This window comes from Domibacillus sp. 8LH (assembly GCF_038806185.1).
Classification (GTDB): Bacteria; Bacillota; Bacilli; order Bacillales; family Domibacillaceae; genus Domibacillus; species Domibacillus indicus_A.
The window spans coordinates 111,998-128,491 of record NZ_JAVJNG010000008.1; the positions used below are offsets into that span (position 1 = coordinate 111,998).

Annotated in this window: 13 protein-coding genes and 1 other annotated feature; of the genes, 5 read left to right on the forward strand and 8 right to left on the reverse strand. The window is 40.2% G+C overall.

Translation table 11 applies throughout. The features are described 5' to 3' along the window. Positions 1 to 327: 327 nt before the first annotated feature. Together RG959_RS12045 and RG959_RS12050 are read right to left on the reverse strand one after the other, a co-directional pair. A complete protein-coding gene (locus RG959_RS12045; RefSeq protein WP_342797322.1) occupies positions 328 to 1,188 on the reverse strand; it encodes a metallophosphoesterase in 861 nt (286 codons plus the stop codon). A gap of 232 nt (positions 1,189 to 1,420) precedes the next feature. Beyond that, on the reverse strand, positions 1,421 to 1,999 hold the full coding sequence (locus tag RG959_RS12050; RefSeq protein WP_342797323.1) for a class I SAM-dependent methyltransferase: 579 nt from the start codon (positions 1,997 to 1,999) through the stop codon (positions 1,421 to 1,423). Positions 2,000 to 2,294: 295 nt separating this feature from the next. Between RG959_RS12050 and RG959_RS12055 the strand changes: the two genes are divergently transcribed. After that, the gene (locus RG959_RS12055) at positions 2,295 to 2,681 is read left to right on the forward strand and encodes a hypothetical protein (RefSeq protein ID WP_342797324.1); all 387 of its coding nucleotides are present in this window, start codon (positions 2,295 to 2,297) and stop codon (positions 2,679 to 2,681) included. Between the two features lie 111 nt (positions 2,682 to 2,792). Here the strand turns inward: RG959_RS12055 and RG959_RS12060 are convergent, their stop codons facing one another. Continuing rightward, positions 2,793 to 3,593 (reverse strand): GH25 family lysozyme, encoded by an 801-nt coding sequence (locus RG959_RS12060; protein WP_342797325.1) that lies wholly within the window; start codon positions 3,591 to 3,593, stop codon positions 2,793 to 2,795. 310 nt (positions 3,594 to 3,903) lie between these two features. Here RG959_RS12060 and RG959_RS12065 point away from each other — a divergent pair, with 310 nt between their 5' ends. Continuing rightward, the gene (locus RG959_RS12065) at positions 3,904 to 4,287 is read left to right on the forward strand and encodes a hypothetical protein (RefSeq protein ID WP_342797326.1); all 384 of its coding nucleotides are present in this window, start codon (positions 3,904 to 3,906) and stop codon (positions 4,285 to 4,287) included. A gap of 100 nt (positions 4,288 to 4,387) precedes the next feature. Here RG959_RS12065 and RG959_RS12070 read toward each other — a convergent pair whose 3' ends face one another. Both RG959_RS12070 and RG959_RS12075 read right to left on the reverse strand, forming a co-directional pair. Beyond that, entirely contained in the window at positions 4,388 to 4,600 is a 213-nt protein-coding gene (locus RG959_RS12070) for a hypothetical protein (RefSeq protein WP_242235522.1), read from the reverse strand. A 937-nt stretch (positions 4,601 to 5,537) separates the two neighbouring features. After that, complete coding sequence (locus RG959_RS12075) at positions 5,538 to 6,161, reverse strand: nitroreductase family protein (protein WP_342797327.1); 624 nt, start codon at positions 6,159 to 6,161, stop codon at positions 5,538 to 5,540. Between the two features lie 122 nt (positions 6,162 to 6,283). Here RG959_RS12075 and RG959_RS12080 point away from each other — a divergent pair, with 122 nt between their 5' ends. Beyond that, positions 6,284 to 6,634: a winged helix-turn-helix transcriptional regulator gene (locus RG959_RS12080; RefSeq protein ID WP_342797328.1), complete on the forward strand. Its 351-nt coding sequence runs from the start codon at positions 6,284 to 6,286 to the stop codon at positions 6,632 to 6,634. Between the two features lie 239 nt (positions 6,635 to 6,873). Here the strand turns inward: RG959_RS12080 and ileS are convergent, their stop codons facing one another. Then, positions 6,874 to 9,948, reverse strand: a complete 3,075-nt coding sequence (gene ileS / locus RG959_RS12085) for an isoleucine--tRNA ligase (RefSeq protein WP_342797329.1) — start codon at positions 9,946 to 9,948, stop codon at positions 6,874 to 6,876. 72 nt (positions 9,949 to 10,020) lie between these two features. Continuing rightward, positions 10,021 to 10,250 (reverse strand) — a binding site (T-box leader). Positions 10,251 to 10,496: 246 nt separating this feature from the next. On the opposite strand from ileS, the gene RG959_RS12090 reads away from it, so the two are divergent. Beyond that, the gene (locus RG959_RS12090; protein ID WP_342797330.1) at positions 10,497 to 10,949 is read left to right on the forward strand and encodes a CBO0543 family protein; all 453 of its coding nucleotides are present in this window, start codon (positions 10,497 to 10,499) and stop codon (positions 10,947 to 10,949) included. A 543-nt stretch (positions 10,950 to 11,492) separates the two neighbouring features. Next, on the forward strand, positions 11,493 to 12,692 hold the full coding sequence (locus RG959_RS12095; protein ID WP_342797331.1) for an aminotransferase-like domain-containing protein: 1,200 nt from the start codon (positions 11,493 to 11,495) through the stop codon (positions 12,690 to 12,692). A gap of 71 nt (positions 12,693 to 12,763) precedes the next feature. Here the strand turns inward: RG959_RS12095 and asnB are convergent, their stop codons facing one another. Both asnB and RG959_RS12105 read right to left on the reverse strand, forming a co-directional pair. Beyond that, on the reverse strand, positions 12,764 to 14,665 hold the full coding sequence (gene asnB / locus RG959_RS12100; RefSeq protein ID WP_342797332.1) for an asparagine synthase (glutamine-hydrolyzing): 1,902 nt from the start codon (positions 14,663 to 14,665) through the stop codon (positions 12,764 to 12,766). A 335-nt stretch (positions 14,666 to 15,000) separates the two neighbouring features. Continuing rightward, complete coding sequence (locus RG959_RS12105) at positions 15,001 to 16,134, reverse strand: tyrosine-type recombinase/integrase (RefSeq protein ID WP_342797333.1); 1,134 nt, start codon at positions 16,132 to 16,134, stop codon at positions 15,001 to 15,003. Between the last annotated feature and the right edge of the window lie 360 nt (positions 16,135 to 16,494).

Sequence of the window (16,494 nt, forward strand, 5' to 3'; positions counted from 1 at the left end):
AAAAAGCAATGGCTTCAGTCAGTTTTATCGCACTGCTGCGGTACTGGTTCGCCAGTACGGCTCCAAGGTGGTAAATGATCTTTCTGCGCTGGGAAGCTTTCAGCCTTGGCCTCCCTCTCTGTGAGCCGGTCAAAATCACTCATGTCCCTGTCGTCGCCTGTATAGATTACAACACTTCATGTTATTTAATCGGGGATTAAAACCAGCCTGCCTTATAAGAAATTAAGATGTGTAACATGCAAATGACAGATAGCTAGTAAGATATTACAGCCACTTTATCATTTCCTTAATTGGAAATCAAGTGCCAAAAACAAAAAAGCTTTAATATTATACGGCTGTCAAAGCCTTCTCATTTTCATCAGTATTCAAGGATAGTTCGTGAAGAGTGATTTCAGGGCGGCTCCCCACTCTTATGTTAATAGAGGTTTGTCCCAATCCTTCACTTATATAAAGAGGTTTTTCATGATAATAGTGCAGCCCTTTAATCATATCCATCCGCATCATCGTACGTCCCAGTTTTGCAAGATGGTACGGCTTGGGCCAGTAAATTTGACCGCCATGAAAATGGCCAGCCAAAAGATAATGGTATGCGTAACTCTCCATACCAAGAACAATGTTTGGATCATGAGTTAAAACAAGGCGGTATCCTTCTTTGACATCCGAAAATGATGCCTGCAAATCGCTTTTCTTTGTATGAAAGTCGTCCACTCCAATAATGTTAAGAGGTTTTCCTTCCACCCAAATGGTTTCATGTGCATTTTGAAGTGTTTTACAGCCGTGCTTTTCCAATACATTTTTTAAAGAGTTAAAATCCGTTTTGCTTAAACGATAATCATGGTTTCCAAATACAGCATACATACCATATTGAGGATTCAAGCGGTTCAACATATCTAAATAGGGAATTAATCGAGGGATACTTCGTTTTTTATCTAAAAAGTCTCCGGTGAGGGCAATAAGGTCTATTCTCTCGCCTGCCAGTTTGTTATAAAGCTGCTCAGGGGAAATAGAAATATTCTCAAGATGCATATCTGAAATGTGTAATATAGCGAGAGAGCTGGTTGAGTCAATGGAATCTATTGAAGACAAGTGAATTTTTTTAAACGCCACTTCATGTGTATTCTTATAAGCCTTATAAAAGAGGATCAGCGAAACGGTAAACAATACAAACAACAACAATAACAATTTCATTCTATTTCACCTCCGCCTATCATTATAGAGGAATTTAGAATGAACTTTTACCGGTAATTCATGGGCTTTTTTAATAATGTAAAGATGTTAGTCGTTATATAACAGTTAAGCAAGCTGACTGTGTGCAGTTCAGCTTGCTTAACTGTTCATAAAAAGAAGCGTTTATGTGAATCGCCGGGAATCAAGCAGGAGAACTGCAGATGAAGCCCATTTCCACTAAGGCTTCTAAACATTAGAGAAACGCTGTAAAGTACAATTCGTTATAAAGAAAGCATTTTTTAAACCTGCTGATCACATTGTAGCGAAAATGTTCCTTTGTGAAATAATCAAGATACTGTTCTTCCTTTTGAATATAATCCCCTTTATCGTTGGTTTTCATAAACCAATTACAGATCGGAGATGCATCACATAAGTAAGGTTCAATGACCACTACTTTTCCATTCGGTCTTAAAATGCGTTTGAATTCTTTGATGTAATGTCGAACCATGTCTGGCGGAATATGATGCAGAACCGCAATAATCAAAATGACATCAAAGCTGTTTTCTTCCACAGGGAGTTCATTGCCGCTAAATGCTTCAAATTGATAAGCCGCATACAGCCTTTTGGCAAAGTCAATCCTATTTGTGTCAGGATCTATCCCAACGTAATAATCAGGTGAACATAACGTGCAGTTCGCACCTGTACCCGCTCCGAAGTCCAGCACTTTCTGCCCCGTTAAATCAAAGTGCCGCTGAATGTTATTTTGAATATAAATTTTTGTAAACCATTTTGGCCGAACCAGTGAGTGATAAATTTTAGGGGATAATTGCACTTAAAACACCTGCACTTTTTTGGATTCACGTTCGATTATTGTTTGATTTCGTTCCACAGTATAAAAAACAATACACACAACATTCATTTCTAAAAAATTAAAAGGGCCAGTTTAGAAAGTACAGGGTGCTTTTCCTAACCGCCCGATGGGTCGTTATTAGATTGGGGAAAAATCCTTATTTTTATGTTTTTTAAAATCATCCATCTCTTGCAGAAAATAATATCCAGAATAATGAGCCTTCTTTTTCACATACTACAAATGGTCTTTTTCAATAAATCGTAAGGAGATGAGATACGTGAATAATCGAAATGGCATGTTTAAATCGGTCTTGCCTATAGCTGCAACAGGTGTCGCTATCCTTGGCATCGTTAGAGGAATACGCAGCAGATCTTTCCAGCCTTTCTTCCAGACGATTTTAAGTTCTTTAATGGGAGCGGCTCCGCAAGCTGCGCAAGGTATGATGGGCGGACAAATAGGGAAAAGTTTGGCACAGCCTCTTCAAGGAATGATGAATAGCCAAGGCGCTCAACAACAGCCAGCTAATCAACAAAACCCACAGACTTCTCAAGGTATGATGGGTGGACAAACTGGACAAAACATGACACAGCCTCTCCAAGGAATGATGAATAATCAAGGCTCCCGGCAGCAAGCTGCAATTCCAAAAAATTCGGCCCGTCAATGAACAAATAGAACGGACATTTAAACATACCGACAGCGTATATGATGGAGAATACAACGATGATGGCAAGAAAAGACGTATAGCCCCGGCGGGAGAACCAGGGCTTTTTTTGTGTTACTTATTTTCATGACGAATCTGGGGATTCAAACCGACTTTGCGGGCGATTACATTCCGGCCGGCTTCTGCCGCTTCTCTGCTTAGGAAAGTGCCTATCCATACCCTCTTGTCTTTCGAGAATGTGTGAAAACCAGTTGCTTTTTTGATTGTATCCGCCGCCGCTTCTGCGCTTTCGTCAGTTGAAAACGTACCGGTGAAAATCCGGTATGTGCCTGGTGTAGAAGCCGCTGTAATGGTATTGAGAAAAAATGCTAATGTTTTGTCGCTGTTTAACCGGCTTAAATCAACAGGCCCAGACACACCAGCAAGACGGCCATTATCTGTATACTGCCACAAGTCACAGGAATAATCCGGCTTTTGGCTGCTATAGCGGGGAAGCCAGACAAAGTCCGCATCTACCTGATCGGCACCAAATGCTTTGTATGTATGATGACCTGTATACAGCCCCACTTTTTTTGCGCCCAGGCGGCGTAATTCATCGAGATAAGTCTGCGTGCCCGCTCTCATATCCTCCATCGTTTTTACTTCAACGTCCGCTATCCAAAAGAAAGCGTTTTTGTCGCCTCGGTTCCAAAAATCCTGCGCTTCTTTTTTTGCATCGTTTATAGAAACAAATCGGCAAAATGCATAATTGCCAAATGGAATGTTATTTGCTTTGCAGCCAGCCGCATTTTGGGAATAGGTTCGGTCCTGAATACTCGAGCCATCCTGCACTCGAAGAATCGCCAAATCCAGTTCTTTTGCTGCAATTGCCCAGTTAATAGTGCCTTGATGATGAGATACATCAACAATTTTCACCGTGTTTTACCGCCTTTCTTGATTTATTATACGATGCTCTCTTCCAGCTGTCCGAACCCCTCATAGAACAGTTGTAACAAAAACTTAAAAAGCCTGGTCATACTCTTATTATGCCCGCTCTCGTAAGTACCGCATACTTTCAAACTACTAAGGGTTAGGTTTACTCATTCGTATGCGTAAAAAGGCGGAAATAACGTGAAAATCAAGACTACATGCAGGCATATATGATACATTTCAAATGTGTGTACGTTGGGAGTCATTTTCATAAAACATTTTTGCGGGAAGCTTATATAAATACAGGAGGAACAGTATGGGATATTTTAAAGCAAGAACCGCTGATAGGTTGAGGAATATATACAGTGTCATTATTGAATATACTGGAACAAAAGAATCATTGGAATCTTTGCCGCTCTCCACATCAAAGTTAATTTGGCAATATGATCACAGCCGCGGTTCTTCTTTTTTAACAGGTATGTTTAACAGAAGAAAAAGGCCAGTGTTTTTGATTGATATAGTGGAGACCGATCAAATAAGTGAGAGTATGCTGGAAGATAAACGTACGGCACTATACGAATTAGATGATTTACTGACCGATGGAATATACCTTGAATTTAAAGATCCAAAAGAACAAACATTGTTCATGTTGGAGGCACCCCATGTCTTGAACAAGTGGGCTGCCCTTCAAAGAGTTTAATATACATAATCTTTGGAGCTTAGCAAAGCTGGAATACAAAAAAGCTGGACTGCAGAGCAGCCCAGCTTTTCTCATTTCACTCTTTCTTTTTGAGCAACTATTAAGTGCAGCCTTCACACTCATAATAATTGTCTTTCAAATCTAATACCTTCAACAGGTCGCCAATCTCGATATCTTCTTCCTCTGTCATTTCGATATCTGCTACTCTGGCTTTGATCGCCTTATGAGCTGCTTCTTCGTCAGGCATGGCTACGCTGAACTCGCCTTCAGTACCTGTTGATACTACTCGATAGGCAAACAAAAATCGTTTCATCGCTTGTTTGTCCCCCTTTCCTATATCCTGCTTTCCCATCATAAACGAAAACAAGTGAATAGGGAAAAGTTTTGACTTCGAAGCAAATCAATGAAACCATTTCACTGGGCACGTATATTTTTTGTGAGCATTTCTTGTTTCAGAATAATTTTTAAATCTTTTCACCAACATTTATGCTGTTTCATAGAATGACAAAAATAAACACTTTTGAACATAGTGTGAAGAAATAATGATTTTTCTACAAAATTAGCGTATTTTCGACAAAATAGACCTCTATCGAATATAAAAATGTCATGATATATTTGGAAAAACTCAATCTTTGTTAAAAAGAAGGGAGCCAGAGAAAAATATGTCCCCACATTTCATTCTTACCATGCTGAGAACGTTAGAAAAATTTTCGACAACAGAGATATGTTTAACATTTTATAAGATAGATCAAACGCCTGCCATCAATGTTTGTTATATAGACAAGTATTTTAAAGTATCATGCTTGAGGACATGCACCAGTAAATATTATCGTGATAAATCATCTGCGCTTTCCGCTATTAACACGGCATTAGATCCACACATTCAAGAGTCATCAGCTTAATTTCAACACACTGAGATCTGCATTTTGCAAAACTCAGTCTTTATATAAGTTCTTACCCATTTCCGCCTTACTATTAACCCTTTATCCATTTGTTTCTTTTATTTTTTCAGCGAAATAGTAAATAAAAGAAGAAAATTGTTTGAAAAGTCTGATTATTGTTAATATTGTTAAAGAGCATTCTTCCCAAGCGGAGCAGCTGATAACGGCTGCCCCGTTTTATTTTGAAAAAAACAAATGGCTTCTGGTTTTATTTTTCGCTATTTATTTTCCAGAAAAAATTTGCTCATTGTTAAACTAAACTTAGTCTATTATATTGAAGATATTTCATGTTTCTAAAGTAAATAATTATTATATTTTATTTCTATATATCACTTTCTCCACATCATGCCTTACCGTTTTATGACCATCCTTAACACCTTTCCCGATCGCTATAAGCATAATGTCCAAATACCTTTCAGAAATATTTAATACCGACTTTAACTGTTTAGAGTCATATCCTGACATGGTAATGGTTTCAAGACCTGTCTCATTTACTAATAAAAGCAATGACATGGACGCCAGGCTTGCATCTCTTGTTAATTCAAGTGCTAAATCCTCTTTTGATTTATTCGCGTAGTAATTTATAGCAGCATCCGCTAGATAATCTCTCAATGATGCATCAAAAAAACCTTCTTGAAATCCCTCTTCATGTATCTGTATGATATTTTCTTTCTCAAAAGCCTGATAATCTCCAAGTACAACGATTAATACAGATGCTTCTGTTACTTGCTGCTGATTAAAAGCGATTGGCAATAACAAATCTCTTAGATATGGATCGTCAACAACTAGGTACCGCGTTGCTTGTATATTATTTCCATTAGGTGACTTACTTGCACTTTCAATCAATGCTGTTAACATTTCTGAACTGATGTTATAGTTTGGATCATAATGCCTGACTGAACGTCTTTTTTCTAAAATGTCTTTTACACTCATTGTATCCACCCCAAATTTTTATTTGCTGCATCACTGATTATACGGGACAATAATATAGGAGAAAATAACGCACAAAAATGTGGCATAGCCACCTTTAAGTGCCTATTTGGGAGGAATAAAGAATGAGCAATCAAAATACTGGAATCAATATTTTCATGAATACGGTAGGCGGAAAATGGAAATGTTTAATCCTTTTTTTCTTAAGCCAAAAATCAATGAGGACAAAAGAATTTTATGAACGGATACCTTCCATTACCCAAAAAGTGTTGACAGATCAATTAAAACAGCTGGAAAGAGATGGACTGGTACTAAGAGAAGTATTTAAGGAAGTGCCCCCAAAAGTAGAATACAGCTTAACAGAGTTAGGAAAATCGTTTGTACCAGTATTAAACACAATGTGTGAGTGGGGTAATGAGTATGCAGTTACGAGAGACATTGATAGAGGAGAACAAATTTGTTGTCATCGTAAATAAATATAGATCACTTTCCCTTGTTCAACCAACTTACATCTTCTTTAGATAACGATATTGATTTAGCACTTCTTTGCCTGGAAAAACATGACCGAAGCTCAGAGTAAAATCCTTCTTTCCCTTGCTATGTACATAATCATTGAGAATGACGCTTTTTAGCTATGCTGTATAAACCCATAACCGATTAATGTCCTCTCCCTTTTTAAGAAGAGGACATTGTTTAATTTTATAGGGCTAATCCTTTAATTCTCTAAAGAAAGGTGAACTTCCTTTCCATCAATCATAAAGGCTTTCATGTGTTCACGCTGCTCAAAATGGAGAGACTGCAGGACCAGGCTGCTTTGCACTAATTGATCATGTTTTTGAAGCATCTTCTGAATATCGGAGGCGGCATATACATACAAATGAATTCTCAAATCTACAGGCAGGTTCAATTCTTTCCGGTATGCCTGCACAGCCCGAATGATTTCTCTTACGGTTCCTTCTTCTTTTAATTCATCGGTTAACGCTGTCTCCAAAACGACCGTGAAAGAATCGTTTTCTGCAAGCGCAAATCCCTCTGGCACGCGCTTAGTGATTAACAGATCTTCTTTTTGAAGGTTTACCTTTGTTCCATCTGCCATTTCAAGATCCAGGCTGCCATCTTGAAGCAGCCGGCTGATCTCTTCCTTTTTCAGCCCTTCAGCTCTTTTCTTCAGTTCCCCCATGTACCTGCCGAATTTTGGCCCGGCCACTGCAAAATTAAGCTTTACGGTATAATCGGCCAGCTCCAATGCGCCAGCGGGCTGAATGTGTTTTATATTGGTTTCATCTTGAATAATAGATGTATATGAAAGCAAATAGGATACGCCCTGGTGTTTAGCGGGCAAAATATAAAGCTTGGCGAGCGGCTGCTTCGTTTTGATCTTTGCCGCGTTTCGGATCGATCTTGTCAGCTCAACCACCTGCAGGACACTGCTCATTTCCTGTTCCAGCTGCTGGTTAACCCTGTTCTTTTCCGGTTTTGGATAATCAGACAAGTGGACACTTTGCCCCGTTAACCCGGAATAAATGTCTTCTGCGAGAAAGGGTGTGTACGGCGCCGCCAGCTGAGCGGTTTTCTTTAAAGCTTCGTGCAGCGTGCGGAAAGCAGCCCTCTTATCCGGATTCATTCCAGTGCCCCAGAAACGCTGTCTGGACCGCCGTACATACCAGTTGCTCATGTCTTCAACAAACGAAGCAATACTTCTGGCTCCTGCGGTAAAATCGTATGCATCTAAAAACGTCCGCACATCCTTAATAACAGTATTGAGCCGCGATAATATCCACTCATCAAGGACAGATCGTGTTTCCTCTCCCTCTTCTTCAGGATCAAACTGGTCAATTTCTGCATACAGCGAATAAAACGAATACACATTGAGCAGTGTATCCACCATTTTTGATTTGGCCTGGCTGACCAGCCCCTTTGAAAAACGCTTGTTATTCCATGGAGCGCTGTCTGCAAGCAGTGCCCACCTGAGCGCATCTGCGCCAAACTCTTCGATCAGTTCAACCGGATCAAGGGCGTTTCCTTTACTTTTAGACATTTTCTGCCCGTTTTCATCTAGGATATGCCCTAGAGAAAGAACACGTTTATATGGAAGTTGGCCGGTAAACAGAACAGAGACCGCCAGCAGGCTGTAAAACCAGCCTCTTGTCTGATCCACACCTTCTGCAATCACATCAGCCGGAAATTGTTTTTCGAATAACGCTTTGTTCTCAAATGGATAATGATACTGGGCATAAGGCATTGACCCGCTGTCAAACCAGACATCAATCACTTCTGGAGTCCGTTTCATAAATGCGCCGCATTCACATAAAAGCTCTACTTTATCAACATATGGTTTATGAAGCTCAATGTTATCCGGTACAGCGCCTGCAGCCCACTGCTGCAGTTCTTTGATGGAACGAGGAGCTCTTTCTTTCCCACATTCCCCGCATTGCCAAATATTTAATGGGGTGCCCCAGTAGCGGCTTCGGCCAATATTCCAGTCGACCATATTTTCTAGAAAGTTGCCGAACCGGCCTTCTTTTATATGGTCCGGAAACCATTCAACCGACTGGTTATGTTTCTGCATAAGTTCTTTGACAGCCGTTGTTCGTATAAACCAGCCCTCCATTGCATAGTAAAGAAGCGGGCTGTCACAGCGCCAGCAGTGCGGGTAGCTGTGTTCATATTTTTGTTTATGAAACAGGAGGTTTTTTCCCGCTAACAGCTTAATAATTTCCACATCGCACTCTTTTACAAATTTTCCAGCAAGCGGTGTAACCGCGTCGGTATATCGCCCTTTACGGTCTACAACATTCACAAAATCAAGCCCATTGGCCTGGACGGCCCGATAATCATCTTCTCCGTATGCCGGTGCTATATGCACAAGACCAGTTCCGCTTGTATCTGTTACGAAGTCAGCTAAAACCACTTTATGGCCATTTGTGACCGAAACAAAGTCAAACGGTGCTTCATATGCTGTATCTGCCAGATCATGGCCCTTGATAACCTTTAAAACTTCTCCTTCTCCCTGCATCACCTGATCAACGAGTTTTTTGGCGACCACAAAAACCTCTGATCCCCGTCTCACTTTCACATAATCGATGTCTGGGTGAACAGCAAGAGCGACATTTGCAGGCAGTGTCCACGGCGTAGTGGTCCACCCCAGCAGGTACTCATTTTCTTTGCCTTTTATCCGGAACTTAGCAGTAGCAGATAAATCGGAAACGTCTTTATACCCTTGAGCGGTTTCATGAGAGCTAAGCGATGTTTCGCAGTTTGGACAATATGGAACGACACGATGCCCTTTATAAAGCAATCCTTTGTCATGAATGGAAGCCAGGACATTCCAGACCGATTCAATATAGCTGTTCTCAAGCGTAATATAGGGATCGCCCATATCCACCCAATAGCCAAGGGACTCAGTAAACTTGCGCCACTCTTTTTCGTAAGAAAATACACTTTCTTTGCATTTCTCAATAAAAGATTCAACACCGTATTGTTCAATTTCATCTTTTCCGCGGATCTTCAGCTGCTTTTCTACTCCCAGTTCTACTGGGAGTCCATGCGTATCCCAGCCTGCTTTTCGAATCACCTGATAGCCGGACATGGTTTTGTAGCGGGCTACAAAATCCTTGATTGTTCTCCCCAATGCGTGGCCGGCATGCGGCAGACCATTGGCAGTAGGCGGCCCTTCATAAAAAACAAACGTTTCCCGGCCTTCCCTGTTTGTAATGGACTGGAGAAATGTCCCTTTCTTTTCCCATGCTGCCCTGATCCGTGTTTCTCGTTCAAATGCCGTCTCTTTCATCGGTCTCACCTCGTTTTTTGGAATTAAAAAACCCGATTCTGATACTGCGCAGAATCGGGTTTATAAACAAATAAACAACGGATAAAAAGAAAAAAACCATCGGTAGTGGTTTTCTTTTATCTCTCACTACGTACCATCATACGCGTTCTTTTTAACGGCAGAAACCCGTCAAAGCTTAACTTATGTTCAGCTTTGCTTCTCGGAGAGGATTTTCACTGCGGTCTTACCGTTGACTCTCAGCAAATCGTCAACTCTCTGTAGATAAGATGGTCACAGCTACTCTTTCTCGTCAGCGAATTCTCATATTTTGTTAATAGTTATTGGCTATCTTACGCTCCATATTCTCCAATGTCAACAAAATTCAGAAAGTTTTTTCCTTCATCATTCGACATAAGACGACTATTTTTCCTCATTGTGGTATAGCAATTTAAAAAATGGACAGGTTACCTAATAAGTGAATCGGCAATACGTTTTTTACTGCTTTCCTGTTTAAAGCGTATACATTAGGTATCTTCCCATTCTGCATTCCATGAAGGAGTTAGGGCGACATGTACTTCTCTATGATTTTGCTTGCCGTTCCGTGGATTATTGCTTTGTGGCACCTTCATCCAAAAGACAAGCAGCTGATCCCATTGATTGCTCCTTTTGCTGCCGTTGTAGCCTTCATTGTCAATGGGCTGGGTGTGTATTTTGGTTTTTGGCGTGTTTATCCTTTTATCGAACTAAATGTCTTTGCTACGTACCCGTGTAATTTAGGCCTCTTTCCTGTTTTGGGCTGTTATATGATTTTCTTTATCCGGAAAACCACGCGTCCGTATGTTATTGTTTTGGGAATCGCCCTGTTTACCACCCTTCTAGAAGGACTGTTTGTTGCAATGGGAAGGGTCGTATACGGAAACGGATGGAATCTTTTTTGGACCTTTATTTCGTATATTCTGCCTTATCTTTTAGGATATTGGTTTTATTTATATTTACAAAAGCTGAATATCATAAAAAAATAAGTGAATGGTGCTTATTCTTCAATATATGCTTTTTTATGTATAAATTACCACGAGAGAGTTCATACTGATATTGTTAGTTTCAAAACCTAACTCCTATAGAACCGAAACCATTTCGCAGCCAGGCTTTCCGCCTGGCTGTCTTTTGGCGTTTTTTGTTATTCAATCATAATGAATAGGAGTAAGCGCATAGGAAAATGCTGAATCGCATGAAAGGTGCAAGACCAAGTTTCTTCATGAAAAAGGGTGATTCTACTTGTATTTTATCTATTTCCTTTTAAAAAGCGTACCTTTCACACTGTGGACTTACGAAAAGCTGTCATTCTGACTTATTTTTTTATTATACCAAAATACTTTATGATTTGACGAATAAATTATCAAATAAATCAAAAAATAACAAATATTTTATCGACAAGGGTTGCCAGAATGATAAATGAATGTATATTATTAACAATAGAATCTTTTTGAAGCATATGCGTAAAATAACGTTTCCTCTATCATTATGGACTTGATAAGTGAGAAACCGAAAAAGTGGAGTGTGTAGTAATGGAAAGTAAATTTGCTAAAAGAGCGAGCCGGGTTAAGTCTTCAGAAACGCGTGAAATCTTAAAGGTAACGGAACGGCCAGAGGTTATTTCCTTTGCTGGAGGTCTCCCGGCGCCTGAACTGTTTCCAGTTGAAGCGTTAAACGCAGCCTGTGAAGCTGTACTGAAAGAAGACGGGCCGGCCTCTCTTCAATACAGTACAACGGAAGGCTATATTCCCTTAAGAAACGCGATCATCAAGCGTATGAGTGCCATCGGCATTCAGGCTTCCCTGGAGCAGGTGATCATTACATCCGGTTCACAGCAGGCGATTGACCTGACAGGGAGACTGCTTCTAGATGAAGGAGATACTATTCTTTGCGAAAGCCCCACCTATCTGGCTGCGATCAATGCCTTTAAAGTGTATGATGCCAACTTTGTGGAAGTAGATATGGATGAAGACGGTATGAGCATGGAAGCGTTGGAGAAGCAGCTGCAGCTGCATCCTAACGCTAAATTTATCTACACCATTCCTGATTTTCAAAACCCGACTGGCCGAACGATGAAACTCGAAAGACGAAAAAGAATGATTGAACTTGCTAATCAATACAATGTTCTCATCGTGGAAGACAATCCATATGGAGCGGTGCGTTTTTCCGGTGAACCTCTCCCTCCTGTCAAACATTTTGATACAGAAGGCAGAGTCATTTATTTAAGCACGTTTTCGAAAATCTTCACACCGGGACTTCGGCTTGGCTGGATCTGTGCCGACGAAGTATTTATTGAAAAATACGTAGCGTTTAAGCAGACCGCTGATTTGCACTCTGACAGCTTTGCTCAGCGAATTACCGCAAAATACATGGAGCTCTATGATATAGAAGCTCATATTGAAACAATTAAAACGGTATATAAAGAACGATGCACCACAATGCTTGACTGCATTGATCAATTTTTCCCTAAAAGTGTCTCTCACAGCAAGCCCGAAGGCGGATTGTTTATTTGGGTCGAACTTCCGGATTCAGTTGATTCAAGTAAAATCTTTTTAGAATGTTTGAAAAATGATGTAGCATTTGTGCCAGGTATTCCTTTCTTTCCAAACAGCCAGCAAAAAAATACGCTGCGCTTAAATTACTCGAATATGCCGAAAGAGCGTATTATAGAAGGAATGAAGCGCCTGGGAGAAGTGCTGCGGCGCGAACTGCAGAAAGAGCCTGCATCTTAAAAAGCTCCGTAAACGCAGTATGTATGCAAAAAAGCACTTAGACTTTTGTCTAAGTGCTTTTCTTTTTGTGTTTATTGATACACAGGGTACTTTTTAGGCTCCATCACAAATGCCTGTTCTACATCATACACTTCTTCCACATAAATCTGGTGCCAGATCATAAACACAAGAATCGTCCAGATTTTACGGCTGTTGTCTTTTTTATTGTCTACATGCTCCTGCAGAAGGCGCAGTGCTTCCTGCTTATTAAACAAGTAGTCGGTTCCGCTGACTTGAATTAAGTTCACAGCCCAGTCGTATAACTCATCTTTCAGCCAGTAGCGGATTGGTACTGGGAAGCCTAATTTTTTACGGTTTACAACATGGTCCGGCACAATACCTTCAGCTGCTTTGCGCAGTACATACTTCGTTGTGTTATTCTTAATTTTTTGGTCTGTCGCAATGGATGATGCTACGTCAAACACTTTTCGGTCCAAAAACGGCACGCGCAGTTCAAGCGAGTGCGCCATCGTCATTTTATCGGCTTTCAGCAAAATATCTCCCCGAAGCCACGTATGAATATCGATGTTTTGCATTTTTGTAACCGCATCATAGTCAGCTGACTGGCGATAAATAGGTGCGGTTACGTCCGTATAGCCCAGGTTCGGCTTGTACTGGGACAGCAGGGCTCTTTTTTCCGCTTCTTCAAACATTTTCGCATTTCCGATATACCGCTGTTCAAGCGGTGTCGCACCGCGCTCGATAAAGCTTTTTCCCTTGAAGCCGTCCGGCAGAATACCGCTCAGTGCTTTCAGTGCGCCTTTCACCGGTCCTGGAATCGATTGGAATACACGCAAAGATTCCGGCTCACGGTAAATATTATAGCCGCCGAACAGCTCGTCCGCTCCTTCCCCGGATAGCACTACCTTCACATGTTTTCTCGCTTCACGCGCTACGAAGTAAAGCGGAACGGCCGCGGGGTCTGCTAATGGATCATCCATATGCCAGATGATCCTAGGAAGCTCCTGTACAAATTCCTCCGGCGAAATAATATGGCTGATATTTTCTAAACCGAGCGCATCCGCTGTTTCTTTTGCTACATCTATTTCACTGAAGCCATTGCGTTCAAAGCCGACTGAAAAAGTTTTTAAATTCGGATTTACCTGCTTCGCCAGTGACACGATAAAGGAAGAGTCAATTCCACCTGATAAAAAGGAACCAACCGGCACATCACTTCGCATATGCACGTTGACAGAATCAATCAGCACATTGCGAATGTCTTTAATAATCTGGTCTTCCGTTGACTTAATCGGGCGGAATATCGGTTTCCAGTAAGATTGGATCTTCATGGCTTGTCCAGGTTTTTGCGTAAAGAAATGGCCAGGCTCAAGCTTTTTCACGTTTTCTGTCATCGTATCAGGTTCCGGAACGTACTGGAAGCTTAAGTAATGTTGCAGAGACTTGGCATCTAATTCGCCTTTTTGAGCCGACAAAATGCTTTTCTTTTCAGAGGCAAAGTACGTTTTTTCTCCCTGCTCAAGGTAGAAAAACGGCTTGATACCAAAATGGTCGCGCGCTCCAAAGATCTGCTGTTCTACTTTGTCCCAGATCACAAAGCCAAACATTCCTCTCAGTCTCTTCACTGCTTCTTCCTTCATATCGCTATATAAAGCAATAATCACTTCTGTATCGGATTCCGTCGCAAACTCGTATCCTTTTTCCACTAATTCCTTCCGAAGCTCAACATGGTTGTAGATTTCTCCATTGAAAATAATCCAGTAACGGTCGTTTTCATACGAAAGCGGCTGGTGTCCACATTCAAGATCGATGATACTCAGCCGTTTAAACCCAAACTGCACATGATCTTCCATAAAGTAACCTTCATCATCTGGTCCTCTATGGGTAATCAAGGCATTCATTTTTTTAAAGTTTTCTGCCATTTCTTCTGTTTGTTTATATGGCCGTGCGTGCATACAACCCACAAATCCGCACATACATTACACCTTCTTAGATAAATTTAATAAAATATTGTTTCCAGCTTTATATACGACATCCCTTTGTAGAATCCCTTTTTTTGGATGAAGAAAAATTTGTATTAACTGTACTAATACAAATAATATAGTTAATTTCACCAAAAAGCAAATATTTACCAGGGTGGATCATTATACCATGAAAACGAACAAATTTGTATAATAACCTTTATCTACCTTTCCACCATTTCAGAGACTATAAACGGGGAAAAATGACACCGGACAAAGGATGACAAAAAGCCTGTTTTCCTTAGAAAACAGGCTTTTTACACAGTTTTATTCTTATGGTAACAGAGTGCTTATATATACTTGCCGAGCGATTCATTCGACCATTGATGAATGACATGATGTTCTCTATGAAGAACTTTTTGCAGGTAAATCATCGTTGTGTGAATGTCTTCATGCCCGAGTGCTTTCATAATTGAAAAGACATCTGCTTTATTCAAGTGAGAGATAATCGCAAAACTATGCCTGAATACGTGGGCTGTTAATTTAACATGGCCGGAATGAACAAAAGGCAGATCCACTTCTTTGATCACTCTTTTCAAATAATGGGCGAGTCCGTCTGGTTTAAATGCCCGTCCTGTACTTGTAACAAACAGTGGTTCCTCACTGCTGTTCGGAAAAGTAACCGGACGAAACCGCGCTTTACGGTACTGAAGGATGCTCTCGAGCACTTTTTCTTTTAAAGGAATTTCCCGCCTCTTGTTTCCTTTTCCCGTGACAGACAAATAATGATACCCCAAAATGCTGTCATACTGCACATCGGCCAGTGTCAGCCGGCACAATTCCTCATTCCGCATGCCGGTGCTGACCAGTACATGAATAAGGGCAAAAGCAATGTATTGCTTTCGCTCCTCAAAGTAATCCAGCAGCTGGATTACTTCACGCGGCCCTAAATCGCGGTTCGGCCGGTCTTCAGAACGGACCGAAACGGTCAGCAGTTCTTCATGGATCGGCTTTTGGATATAGCCGCTTTTAAATAAAAAGGAGAAAAAGCTTTTCCAAATAACCGTTTTTCTTTCAAGTGTGGCAGGTGAATAGCTTCCCCTTTTCTGTACATGCGGGCTGTCTTCCGCTACCCACTTTTGGTACCGGCGCAGGTGCCGCTTTTCTAAGCTCTTAAACAAGGAACCATCCACGATATCCAAATCTAAATGCATCACAGGCCCATTCTCAAGCATCTGTTTAATCATCATATGTAATTCTTTTTCATACTCCCGAATCGTACGTTTGGAACGATTCGCTTTTTTGTTTAAATTAGTTTCCCGGTATAAAAAGTAATGCAGCATATCCCGGTCGTTAAAATAGTAAAAATCCGGCTTCCCTTCCCTCTCTGCCCGGTCTTTCTGATCAATCAGCGCAAAAATGGCTTCTTCCGTGTTCTCGGGAATCAGTAGACTGTTTCCATTATGTATGATTAATTCGTCCATATATATCTCCTAATAATTTATAAACACATTTTTAATTAATATATATTTTTATTATAAAATAAATTAGATAATTTTTATATGATTAAAAATAAAACAATCAATAATTGATTTCTTATAAATTTCAAATAAACCATCTTATATCAAAAAATATAGCATTTGTTGATATTATTATAATAATTAATATATAAAAATTTTTTATTTTAAACGCTTATTTTAAGTTAAGTCTTTTTTGTATTTTATTTTATAATAAATTATAATAGGAGTATAAATACTATTAAAAATAGAATGTATTAATATACATATCTTCTTGTTACAATGATTTCTTATTTATTTTTAAAAACATGATCACTTTTTTCTCTG

Bases quoted from the DNA above. Each gene is read 5' to 3' on its own strand.
- RG959_RS12075 (WP_342797327.1), bottom strand. From the start codon at position 6,161: ATGAGTGTAAAAGACATTTTAGAAAAAAGACGTTCAGTCAGGCATTAT.
- ileS (WP_342797329.1), bottom strand. From the start codon at position 9,948: ATGAAAGAGACGGCATTTGAACGAGAAACACGGATCAGGGCAGCATGG.
- RG959_RS12065 (WP_342797326.1), top strand. From the start codon at position 3,904: ATGGGATATTTTAAAGCAAGAACCGCTGATAGGTTGAGGAATATATAC.
- RG959_RS12090 (WP_342797330.1), top strand. From the start codon at position 10,497: ATGTACTTCTCTATGATTTTGCTTGCCGTTCCGTGGATTATTGCTTTG.
- asnB (WP_342797332.1), bottom strand. From the start codon at position 14,665: ATGTGCGGATTTGTGGGTTGTATGCACGCACGGCCATATAAACAAACA.
- RG959_RS12070 (WP_242235522.1), bottom strand. From the start codon at position 4,600: ATGAAACGATTTTTGTTTGCCTATCGAGTAGTATCAACAGGTACTGAA.
- RG959_RS12080 (WP_342797328.1), top strand. From the start codon at position 6,284: ATGAGCAATCAAAATACTGGAATCAATATTTTCATGAATACGGTAGGC.
- RG959_RS12045 (WP_342797322.1), bottom strand. From the start codon at position 1,188: ATGAAATTGTTATTGTTGTTGTTTGTATTGTTTACCGTTTCGCTGATC.
- RG959_RS12095 (WP_342797331.1), top strand. From the start codon at position 11,493: ATGGAAAGTAAATTTGCTAAAAGAGCGAGCCGGGTTAAGTCTTCAGAA.
- RG959_RS12105 (WP_342797333.1), bottom strand. From the start codon at position 16,134: ATGGACGAATTAATCATACATAATGGAAACAGTCTACTGATTCCCGAG.